Raw genomic sequence first — 10,457 nt, 5'->3', positions numbered from 1 at the left:
TTCGATGTGCTGAAAGGCAACTCGATCCAATGCTAGCATCCAGGGCTAACGCCTGAGATCTGGCAAGTGTTAGCCCACAACGCACCCTCCAGGTAGCGGCCGCCGCCGTCTAGAGATCAGATTAGATGCCGTTCGCCATTTCTTGGTGCGGTGTGTTTGCGCGACGGGTGACAAACCAATGCTTTGCCCATTCGGCACAAAGGCCACGTTTAACCAGAAGCGCCCTTATATATTTGGATTAGTGGTTGGCGGTGATGGTTCTCAATAGACTTTATTATTCTGTCACTGGAGAAAACAACATTAATGACCAGCCCAAAATTGACAGGAGCATCCGGTGACGATCTCATTCAAGGGCTCGCATTTCCCAAAAGATGTGATCTTGCACGAGGTGTTTTTCTATCTGCGCTACTCAGTGTCGTATCGGGATCTGGAAGAAATCCTGGCTGAGCGCAGAGTTAAGGTTGATCACGCGACGCTGAACCGTTGGATCGTCAAATATGCGCCATTGATTGCCGACAAGGCACGTCGCCAGAAGCGAAACTGCGTCCGCCTCTGCAACGCTCGATGGGATTGAAGTTGCGCAGATGATCAGGAAGGGTCAGTTCGGAGTCGGAATCTGCCCGTTCAAGCAGTTTGCGAACCTAACCGCTTGAACTTAATAAATTCCAACCAGCCCTCACACTTCAGAGAATTTTGCGACAATGCCGCTAAGATCATACCGAACTTGCGAATTCGGACCAACGGTGGCTCTTCCCGCAATATGCGGTCGGAAGGGCAGAGTAGATGAACGGCAGATTCCTTTCGCGAGCTGTTAGTTCGTAGACCTGCCGATTTCGTGGCTGCGGCGAATGTCTCCTTTGATGAGCTGCAGCGCAGTGGTGGGACAAATCTGCCAATGGCGGGTTCGGGCCGCCCGTTCATTTGCACACAGCGTCTGGAAAAATCGCAAAGGTCAGCTACAGTAGTCAATGTTCAAGCGCCCGCTTCAACACAATGCTTTGCTGCTACCTAACAGTTGCGTGAGATTTCGGGATAGGTCTAAAAAAGTTATGCCCTCCTAGCAATCTCAATTCAATACTGAAGAATATGAGTAATTTGGCGGAGATTTAAGTGCGACTTAGCGTGGGCATCGCTGTGTCAATTCTGGTGGCTGTGTCTATCGGAGTGTCGACCTTTATTGTCCATTCCCTATGGTGGACGACTGCGCGCGACAATAGCCGCATGCTTGCAGCTGAAATCAACGGCCAGATCGCGAACACTGTCCGCATCGAGGTGGGGGTGACGCTTAGGTCGGCCGAAGCCGCCTGGGCAGCCGTTCGCACGATCTTTGTCCAGAACGTCATCGCGACGCGACAGGCCGACAAGCGCGAGTTTGTTTTTCTGTCGCAACTGCAGGCGCAGCCGAATATCTCATGGATGTTCTTTGGCTGGCCCGATGGCAATTTTTTCGCGTCGCACCGTCTAGGTGACGGCGGGCTTGAGATGATTGAAATCGACAAGGGGATCCGCGACCGAATGCTGCGGAAGGATCGCTATATCTTTATCCCCGGTGACATTCAGTTCGAGGAGAGGACCTTTGCCGAAACATCCTATGATCCGCGCGAACATGCCTGGTTTGAAAACTTCATGGGTCTCAGCTCTGCGGGGTGGATCGAAACGCGCGACCTTCCGGATAGTAAAAAAACCGTTTACGCCTTTGCTGGTCCGATAGACGTCAACCGAACGCGGCAAGGTGTTCTGGCCGTTGCAATCGAAACGGATCGTTTGTCACGTTTTCTCGCCACGCTTGCCCCCGGCGAATTCGGCGCGGCATTTATTCTGAACGCTGACGGCAAAGTTATTGCAGTACCTGATGCAGAAGCGGATGAGATTACCCCGGCGCGAATGGGCGAAGGGAAGCTTTATGAAGTTGCCATGATCTCAGGCGAAAGGTTGTTGGCAGATCCCCAAGCGAATGCCCAAGGCACGTTGACGAAACGTGTCGTCATCGACGGCGTGCCTTATGCGGTGGCGCTGACGCCACTGGGGTTTTACGGCTGGCGCGTTGCCACGGTCATACCCGAAGCGGCGTTTCTGTCGAGCATCGATGAAGCGCTGATAAACTTGATATACGTTTTGATCGGTGTGGTGGTCGTCGCAACCGGGCTGGCGATCTGGCTGATCCGAAGCATTGTCGCAAATCCGTTGGCACGCATCGCCGAAGATCTTGGCAAAATCGAACGCTTTGACGTCGAACGCATTGAGCGCAGACCCTCCAGACTGTCTGAGCTTGCCAATCTTTCTGCGGCAACCGCGAGCATGGCCGCTGGTTTGTCCGCTTTCCGAAAATACGTGCCCACCGATCTCGTGCGTATGCTGGTTGCTGAGGGCATCAAGATACAGCCGGGCGGAGAAATGAAACAGATCTCTGTGTTGTTTTGCGATGTAGCGGGTTTCACAGGGCTGTCCGAAAAACTTGGCCCAAATATTGTCCAGCTGATGGAGCCCTTCTTCAGCGCAGCCTCTGCGGCCATTACTCAAAACGGTGGGACGATCGACAAGTTTATTGGCGATGCCGTGATGGCGTTTTGGGGGGCGCCGCGTAAAGATGCCAACCACGCTGAAAATGCTTGCCGCGCAGCGCTGGACCTTGTCGCTGCCGTGGGCGCGTCCGGAATTGAAGATGAGGCCGGCAACCCCCTACGCGTCAGGATCGGGGTGAACAGCGGCGAGGCTCTGGTCGGAAATATCGGATCAGAGCAGCGGTTGAACTACACCGCGATTGGTGATGTCGTGAACGTTGCCAGTCGGTTGGAAGGGGCCAACAAAGACTATGGAACACTGATCCTGGTCGGGCCGGAAACGAGGCGACAGGCCGCTGACGCAATCGTGGTCCGTGAGTTGGACACGCTTACGGTGTTTGGACGTGTTGAAGAGCTGGTGGTCTACGAACTGATCGCGATGGCGGATGGGCGTGTTGGATCATTTGCCTGGATAGAGGCTTATGAACAGGGCCTTACACATTATCGGACAGGGCGGTTTGAAGAGGCCGTTGCCGCATTTGCGGCCGCAGACCAGGCGCGAAACGGAGACCCCGCCTCAGTCGCCATGATGGCCCTCGCCCAAGACCTGTTAGACAGGCCGCCAAAGGAAGGCTGGCGTGCGGTTACTAGCACCAACAAGAACCAGTAGGAAACTTCCGTTAAAGTTAAGGGGCTTCGGGAAAGTCCGACAAGTCTCGCGTTGTGTGTGCTCAGCGCCGGGGACTTCGCTCTCGCAGTGAATGTCCGGAAAGTGGGTTGCGACCGCGGCATCACCACCCGGTAGCCAATGTCCGGATTGGGCCGTCTAGGAAAACGACCCCGTGGCTCTAAATTTCAAAAGCTTCCGCGATGGCCAATGTGTTCTCCAACTCTAGGCCAGAATACCGAACCGTCCTATCCATTTTTGTATGTCCAGGCAGAAGTCGCTTATTGCGCAGATTGTCAATGTTTCTGCAGATCTGAGTAACCTTGGTTCACCTCTTAGAATGCGTTCCCTTGGTGCTCGCCTCAAGGTCTATGGGCTTCACCCATTCCCGGACAATCCGCAAATACTGGCGGGTCGAGACGAGCGGGCGCTCATGAATAGCGGAAATTAACATGCCCGTCGTTTGCTAATGTCACTAATACTCTTAAGGTGAATGGAGCCTTAGGAGGCCTTAATGAAAAACCTAATTTTGATCTCGGTCTTGGCCGCTACTAGTACTGCGACCAGTGCCGAGGAGCAACGCATCGAGCTTAATAATTTCTATCCGCTTTCTCAGGAAGACTTTGACCTTGGTGATCATATTTTTCACATCGCCGACAACAAAGGAGGATTTGAAGTTATCGAAGGTCCTGTTGACGGCGGGCTTGCTCGATGCCTTGGATCGGGGTTCGGTTACCAAGATGGGACCAACTCAATCTCCGGAATATGCATTTTTGGTGAGGGCGAAGACACTTTCACGATGCGTTGGAAAGCAGGTGAAAAAGGCGCGGCAAACTCTTGGGAAATTATCGTCGGAACTGGGCGCTATGATGGGATGACTGGCGAGGGCATAGCCACGACGGACATTGTGTCGATGTACCAAGCACTACCTTTGAGGCGAACCCACATAGTAGGAACCGTGGAAATCCCTGAGTGAAATGTTGTCCCTGAGTTTATGACGGGTAGGGCCGTTGGATTGATCGTGGGAAGCAGGGCATGGGAAAACGTTACTGTTGCTCCAATGTTCGGTAGGTGATGGCGTCAGACATCATACACATCACAGAGAGCAGCATTTCGCGGTTGCCGACGCAATGTAAGCCGTCCCAACAAAGCGCTCTTACTTCGAGGCCTTGAGTTGTTCGTCCAGATCAGAGAACGATGCGGCCCAGAATTCTGCCAGGAACGCTGAAACCTCCTGTTCTGAGATTTCCGACCTATTGCCCTCGGCATCCGTCGCTTGACCCATTGTGTATCGCAAGTCGGTGCCGGTGTTCGTTTGCGTCAGCTGATATGTCTCGGGCAGGCTTACTCCAGTGCGCGCCGGATCCTGGATGCAGGTCGAGAAATAGTCGAACGGTTCCCAATCAGTGATGCGATAGAAAAAGTCCGCCAATTCGTGAGAGCAATGATAGCCCGACCCATTGCCGAGACGCCCTTGTGGGCTGTCGACGGTGATTTCCTGTACACGGTTCATCCATTTCAGCTTTAGTTCCGGCGCGACCAACGCCTCCCAGACAACTGCAATTGGGGCATCGAAATGATGGAGGAACGTCCAAACTCCGTCTTCCTTGGTCAAGAAATGGCGTTCGCGGTTGGCACGCAAACGTTCCCAAGATTTAGCCAAATCGTAGACTTTCATCGAAACCTCGCCAAAATGTTCGATGTCCTGTGAAAACGGTTCCACTATGCCTTTGATATCCATGGCGTTTGCAGCGGCCTCGCTAAACAGCGCGTAACTGCGTACACCGGTGGCTTCAACAACGTTCGTCTTGGCCATTCGGTGGACCAGAACAACGTCGGCGCCGGAAAAGTCTTTTACCGGGCCAAGTTGCATTTCTTCGAACTGGCCATGATGGGTGATAACCTTCAAATCCAGCCCTCCGACATTGGCACACGCGTTGCAGGTACAGGTTGTGTTGGCAATTATGTCCTGCCGACGAAGAGCAAATGCGTTGTAGAGATTCTCGCAGATGGTCAGGAAGGTCTCGCCGGAGGGGAAATCCTGCCGGGTTGAATATGCCAGAACGGCATCGCCTTCGGTTTTCCAGAAATGGAGCGGATCACCCACCTGTTCGACCAGTACGCCCAGCAAGGAATGCAAAATCGGATTAGCGTGATCCATTTCCGAAGTGGTCAAAAATTGTGTGTAGCCGGAAATGTCGGCGATCAACAGATATCCAGTTTGTGTTGACATGGCACGCTCCCCAAAAGAGTGTTTGGCGCGGTTATTTTGACCTACAAAGGGTTCAAAACCACTTTGGGTCCAAATGCGCCATAGACGGTCATCATGGTGTGTAGGCTGGAGCTCAGACGCAAAGTTGCCGGTGAGAGCCCGAAGTGGTTACCAAGTTCCCGCAATACAGCCCCTAAATGGCGCCGCCGCTATAGCGACGTCACTACGCCCATCCGAGTTGTTTTAGAGAGTGCCCATCATTCCAGATTTTGGTCATTCGGGCGATCTTATCACCTTCAAATTCCATAACGTAGGCATAGTTGGTTGCGATTTCTTTGCCGGTGGCAGGAACTGGTCCACCTTCACCGGTTTGTTTGCCGCTGAATACTGCTGTGGCCGTTACGATGTTGCGTTCGTGATCAGTCGAGAATGAGGTGATGTCGTAATTGCCATCTGGGATTGGGGTCAAAATTCCCGCCGTCCAGGCTGTATAATCTTCGATTGTCGAGATATCGGCCAATGCGTCGGCTTCGCATGTAAAAGTGGCACCGTCCTGACAGTATGTCTTGCAGACGTTCCAGCCTTTGCCTGTTTCGCATGCATCAAAGAAGGCCATAGCCGTTTCGGAAATACTCATCGTGCTTCTCCTATCCCTGTTTCACTAGCGTCCAGCGCGTCGTTGCCTTCAATTCCGTCTGGATGGGATAGTTTTAGAACATTTATTTTAAAAAATCAATTTTAAAATAAATGAGGGATGAACTTCACTCGCGAATTTCCCTCATGATCAAGTCGTAAAAGTTTGGTATCACGTGCTTTTTTTCGTCGTGCCGCCCATACAAGACGGTCCCGTGAACGCAAAAAACCACAAAGCTTGCAAGCTGCGCTGTGTCCTTTTCCGCCCCGATATCTCCATCCGCCTGGGCATTGCGAAGAGCAGTTTCAACCAATGACTCGACTTCTGCGCAGAACGCGCCCACTTGCTTTGCGGCTTCAGGACTTATCACATGCTTTTGTGCAAGGTGGTTCATCATCAGGCAACCCTTGTATTCCGACTTGGCGGCCCCCAAAAAAACGTTTCGGAGAAACATTTCGACGCCCTCTAAGTTAGGGTTGTCGATCAAAATACGATAGCGCGGCCCGATAACATGATCGCGGTAATGATCCAAAGCTGCTGAGAACAATCCTTCCTTGTCTCCAAACTCCTTGTACATGCTGGCCGTGTTCAGCCCGGTTTCGCGGACAACGTCACTTATCGATGCAGCTTTGTAGCCGTTTTGCCAAAAAACACCCATGGCTTTTTCAACTACAGCTTCGCGTGAATATGATCTTGGTCTACCCATCGGAGCATATTAAAATGATCATTTAAAAATCGCAACACGTACCGTCTGAGCAATATCAGAAGAAACCGTTACGAGGGTAGAATCTTCGTGAGCTGCCACGATTTGCATGGTGCGCTCTTACATTCCAAATCGCAGGCAAGTAGTTGATTTGTCATTGCTCCGTGTAGCGAGAATGCTCCCGCGTTTTCTCAAATTGACGCCAGGATTGACCGCCTTTTTATTGTTCAAACCAACTGCAGAAAATGCGCGGCTCAATTTTCGCATTCCAGCGCGGCCTTCAATGACCGGTTCGATGAAATTCGCTGAGTGGCAAAGTTCCGATGGTCGAACGAGCCTACCCTGACCTAGGCCATTTGCACGAGCAATGCTGCATGATTTACAGCCTGGTCGCGTATCCCTGAAAATGTGAATCCTGACGCGTTTAGGTATCTCTGTAACGAGCGTCGGCTCACTCCCATTTCATCTGCCACGCATTGGACCGTTGCCCTACCGTCTCGTGCCAAATCGAGCTTTGGTTCGGGACTGAATGGACCACTCGTGGCGCGCTATTGTTCGCGTAATCTCCAACGTGGAAATTCGACCTATTTGAGTGCAAGGTAATTAAGGGCTGCATTTGGAGGAATACGTTTTGATGGAATCGAGTTCTGACTCTGGGACTTCCCCAGAATACTCCAAAACGCTGGAGGACTTTGACCTGGACCTCGCAAAGTCTGTCTTTTTCGGCAATTTCAGCGACGGAATCAATGCATGCGTAGAATGTTGTGATGCCCATTTGCAGGGCAATCCCCTGGCATTGAACTGGATTGCATTGGACGGGCACCATGAGACCCGCAACTTTGTAGAGTTGCGCGATGAAGCTGCGTGCTTCGCCAATTTGCTGAAGAAACAAGGCATCCGACCCGGCGATATCGTGGCGGGTCTGTTGCCGCGCACCCCGGATCTTGTGACAGTTGTTCTCGGCGCCCTCCGGGCAGGTGCGGCCTATCAACCTTTGTTTACAGCCTTTGGGCCCAAGGCCATTCAGGACCGTTTGACCATGAGCGGCGCGAAGATGGTTGTGACTGACGCCGCGAACCGCAAAAAGCTCAACGAAGTGGAAGGTTGCCCGCCTGTCGCGATGATTGCTGACACGCGACAAGAGGTTGTTGGGGGAGACATTGATTTCCGCCGGGCAATGGCCTCGCAATCGCCTGAGTTCGTCCCGGTATTGCGGAACGGCGATGACCTGATGTTCATGATGGCGACATCTGGAACTACAGGTCCCGCAAAAGGAGTTCCCGTGCCCCTAAAAGCTCTGCCTGCCTTTAGATCTTACATGATCGAAGGGATCGGTCTGCGGCATGAGGATGTTTTCTGGAACATTGCCGATCCGGGCTGGGCCTATGGTCTATACTATGCGTTGATCGGCCCGCTACTATTGGGTCATGCAACCACTCTGGTCGAGGGACCATTCACAGTGGACAGTACATATGACGTGATTTCGAGATTGAATGTGACTAACTTTGCAGGCGCGCCTACTGCGTTTCGACTAATCATCGCCGCCGGAACCGAGCGCGCGTCACAGCTGCGCGATCAGATCCGGTGCATCAGCAGCGCAGGCGAGCCGCTAAACCCCGAAGTCATCCGCTGGTTCGAGGCCGAAATGAATGCGCCGATTAAAGATCACTATGGGCAGACCGAAACGGGTATGCTGGTGAATAATCATCACGGGCTCGAACATCCGGTCCGTCCGGGATCGGCCGGCTATGTTATGCCGGGATACAGGGTCGAGGTTCTGGCCGAGGATGGCAGCATCGCCGATTTCAGTGAGCCTGGTCAATTGGTCGTCAACATCGCGGATTCACCTCTCTTGTTCTTTAGCGGCTACCTGAACAAGGGCAACAAATCGATCGAGAACGGATACTATCTTACCGGGGACACGGTGGAGCGGGACGAACACGGATGTATCACTTTCGTAGGGCGGAACGACGACGTCATCACCTCTTCGGGGTATCGCATCGGACCGTTCGACGTTGAAAGCGCCCTGATCGAACACCCTTCTGTGACGGAGGCGGCAGTCGTAGGCGTGCCGGACAAGGAACGGACCGAAATAGTGAAAGCGGTAGTCGTACTGGCGGAAGGCACAGAAGGTAGTGAGGCGTTGGCTGCAGAGCTGAGGGATTATGTCAAACAGCGCCTTTCTGCACACGCCTATCCTCGGCTTATCGAATTCGTCAAAGAACTGCCGAAGACACCCAGCGGCAAAATTCAAAGGTTCCTGCTCCGAGAAGCGAGTGTCGGCGCCACTTGATCTAGCCTCTCGAAGGCAAGCTTCGTCGTTCAAATACATGGCAATTCTGCTGGGCAGCGAACGGCGACTTAGTCCGCACTGTGTGAATTGACCGTTCCAGCCTCGCTGCGCTGCACCAATGGCCGGTTTCATCGCCGCGTCACAGCGCCAGATTTCGAGCGCATGCAGCATTTCTTCCGTAGCGAGCGCGCACCGCGAAAAATCACAATGACCGGGTTGGGCCGTTCGTATCGATAACGATAATGGGAGCCATTATCGTTACTGGTTTGCACTCGCAAACTTATCATTCACCTGCACGCAGTGCTGTATTAAGTGGTCGGCTACGGCAACTTTTGCAGGTATCGAGGTGGCGCACATGATCCGCAAAGGCCAATTCAAGCCTGGACTCTGTTCATTCAAACAATTCGCTGAGCTGACCGTCTAGCTCCAATCCGATCGTTAAAACAGCTCGTCGTGCTCAAAATTTTGCAACAAAGCCGGCTACGTCCCGATCGGTGAGTGACTTTGGGCTGCAATCTGTTTTTGTAGCAAATCCCGAGCCTGCCGTCTCGTTACCGGGCTCTAGGTTTCAGCCGACATATCGGCTTCCACCCAGAACACCCCAGCATGATCTCCCTGACGCAGTAGTCCCTGAACCGTCTCTTGTGAGCCGGCGCAGGGGTTTTGAGTCATGGTCGGTCCATAACGTGGTGATCTGCCCATTATACAGAGTGGCCTTTCAGTTTTGAAGCGCAGCAGTTACCGGCATTACATCGCAGCCGGACCTAAATTCTCCCGCATTCCAGAATAAGTAGCATTCAGCTGGGCTAAGATTGCCAAGTGGACAAGCGATATCATAAATAATTTCCGCAAAACCCTCGATGATAACCCCAAACCCTGCCGCGACAATGATCACGGAACCAATGAGGTATCGACCATCTTCTTCAACTTGACCAGGCATTTGGTTTTCTTGAATTGACCCCAATTCAGGCGAATACCGTCTTCGATTGCGTATCCACCAGTATCAGTTCCGATCACATTAACATCCGACAAATCCCAGCTCCAATTCGGGTTTATTGCGGGATACTGCTGAGTGGCGGACAGGTTATTTTGACCCAGATGGCGCTCTGAAGGTAAAGCGAAGCCAAAGCCGGAAGAATTGGTGGTTTGGTAGGTATTGGCCATCCCATCAGCGTGATTGACTGTTTGCGAAACTGATGAGTGAACTTTGTGCGCAAACCCGCGTTGGCTATGGTCACGCAACGGACCAGCGGTGGACGTTCCGGCACTCAGGACAATGGCGAATGCGGTGACGGATGTAATCAGTGTCTTTTTCATTTCTTGGTCCCTCTAGGTAGAGCGTGTCTGATACGCTGTAGGTGGAACCAATTTGGAAATTTGAGGTTCGGATTTATTGCGCTGACAGGTCAAGGTTTTGAGAAAAGGCTTCAAGTTGACGCCTATCCCC

General features: G+C 52.6%; 7 protein-coding genes and 2 pseudogenes. 5 read left to right on the top strand and 4 right to left on the bottom strand.

The window, feature by feature from the left end; all coding sequences use genetic code 11:
* Positions 1-334: 334 nt before the first annotated feature.
* The 3 genes and pseudogenes from AC2FIM_RS20105 to AC2FIM_RS20095 all read left to right on the top strand — a co-directional run.
* A pseudogene (locus AC2FIM_RS20105) lies at positions 335-538 on the top strand (IS6 family transposase); the annotation flags it as partial.
* A gap of 572 nt (positions 539-1,110) precedes the next feature.
* Positions 1,111-3,171 carry an adenylate/guanylate cyclase domain-containing protein gene (locus AC2FIM_RS20100; RefSeq protein ID WP_496708379.1) on the top strand — a complete coding sequence of 687 codons (2,061 nt, stop codon included), beginning with the start codon at positions 1,111-1,113 and terminating at the stop codon, positions 3,169-3,171.
* Positions 3,172-3,682: 511 nt separating this feature from the next.
* Positions 3,683-4,144, top strand: coding sequence for a hypothetical protein (locus tag AC2FIM_RS20095; RefSeq protein WP_282022517.1), 462 nt, complete (start codon positions 3,683-3,685; stop codon positions 4,142-4,144).
* Positions 4,145-4,324: 180 nt separating this feature from the next.
* Here the strand turns inward: AC2FIM_RS20095 and AC2FIM_RS20090 are convergent, their stop codons facing one another.
* The 3 genes from AC2FIM_RS20090 to AC2FIM_RS20080 form a co-directional block, all read right to left on the bottom strand.
* A complete protein-coding gene (locus AC2FIM_RS20090) occupies positions 4,325-5,401 on the bottom strand; it encodes a DUF2652 domain-containing protein (protein ID WP_281973968.1) in 1,077 nt (358 codons plus the stop codon).
* 202 nt (positions 5,402-5,603) lie between these two features.
* Complete coding sequence (locus tag AC2FIM_RS20085) at positions 5,604-6,017, bottom strand: ester cyclase (RefSeq protein WP_142640397.1); 414 nt, start codon at positions 6,015-6,017, stop codon at positions 5,604-5,606.
* Between the two features lie 124 nt (positions 6,018-6,141).
* Complete coding sequence (locus tag AC2FIM_RS20080; protein ID WP_496708380.1) at positions 6,142-6,720, bottom strand: TetR/AcrR family transcriptional regulator; 579 nt, start codon at positions 6,718-6,720, stop codon at positions 6,142-6,144.
* Between the two features lie 793 nt (positions 6,721-7,513).
* On the opposite strand from AC2FIM_RS20080, the gene AC2FIM_RS20075 reads away from it, so the two are divergent.
* Together AC2FIM_RS20075 and AC2FIM_RS20070 are read left to right on the top strand one after the other, a co-directional pair.
* A complete protein-coding gene (locus AC2FIM_RS20075) occupies positions 7,514-9,010 on the top strand; it encodes an AMP-binding protein (protein ID WP_496679864.1) in 1,497 nt (498 codons plus the stop codon).
* Positions 9,011-9,326: 316 nt separating this feature from the next.
* Positions 9,327-9,434: pseudogene (locus AC2FIM_RS20070) on the top strand (IS6 family transposase); the annotation flags it as partial.
* A 467-nt stretch (positions 9,435-9,901) separates the two neighbouring features.
* Here the strand turns inward: AC2FIM_RS20070 and AC2FIM_RS20065 are convergent.
* Positions 9,902-10,327: a hypothetical protein gene (locus tag AC2FIM_RS20065; protein ID WP_142640394.1), complete on the bottom strand. Its 426-nt coding sequence runs from the start codon at positions 10,325-10,327 to the stop codon at positions 9,902-9,904.
* Positions 10,328-10,457 lie beyond the last annotated feature (130 nt).

It is taken from the genome of Ruegeria sp. CDSC052 (genome assembly GCF_059610685.1).
This window is presented reverse-complemented; position numbering and strand designations above follow the sequence as displayed.

Coding starts and splice junctions, on each gene's coding strand:
- AC2FIM_RS20095 (WP_282022517.1), top strand. CDS start 3,683: ATGAAAAACCTAATTTTGATCTCGGTCTTGGCCGCTACTAGTACTGCG.
- AC2FIM_RS20090 (WP_281973968.1), bottom strand. CDS start 5,401: ATGTCAACACAAACTGGATATCTGTTGATCGCCGACATTTCCGGCTAC.
- AC2FIM_RS20085 (WP_142640397.1), bottom strand. CDS start 6,017: ATGAGTATTTCCGAAACGGCTATGGCCTTCTTTGATGCATGCGAAACA.
- AC2FIM_RS20080 (WP_496708380.1), bottom strand. CDS start 6,720: ATGGGTAGACCAAGATCATATTCACGCGAAGCTGTAGTTGAAAAAGCC.
- AC2FIM_RS20065 (WP_142640394.1), bottom strand. CDS start 10,327: ATGAAAAAGACACTGATTACATCCGTCACCGCATTCGCCATTGTCCTG.